Source organism: Christiangramia aquimixticola, from assembly GCF_048285835.1.
Lineage (GTDB): Bacteria > Bacteroidota > Bacteroidia > Flavobacteriales > Flavobacteriaceae > Christiangramia > Christiangramia aquimixticola.
This window is the reverse complement of sequence record NZ_JBLVTL010000169.1, coordinates 1-315: the sequence shown is the minus strand read 5'-3', so window position 1 is coordinate 315 and position 315 is coordinate 1. Positions and strand designations below refer to the sequence as shown.

At 47.0% G+C, this 315-nt stretch carries 1 protein-coding gene; it reads left to right on the top strand.

All coding sequences use genetic code 11. From position 1 onward, the window contains the following. The coding region (locus ACNKXV_RS13980; RefSeq protein WP_470269846.1) for a carbamoyl phosphate synthase preATP-grasp domain-containing protein at positions 1-315 on the top strand (315 nt) is incomplete at both ends.

Genomic DNA, 315 nt, shown 5'->3' with positions numbered 1-315 from the left:
CACTTTTGGAGAGGAAAACGAGTCTATCCGATCAGAGAAAAAGAAAGTGGTGGTATTGGGCTCGGGACCAAACCGTGTGGGGCAAGGAATTGAGTTTGACTACTCCTGTGTTCATGGAGTTTTGGCGGCTAAAGAGTGCGGCTACGAGACTATCATGATCAACTGTAACCCGGAGACGGTTTCTACTGATCCGGATGTAGCGGATAAACTTTACTTTGAGCCGGTTTTCTGGGAGCATATTTACGAGATCATTTTGCAGGAAAATCCTGTTGGAGTGATCGTGCAACTAGGGGGTCAGACTGCTTTGAAATTGGC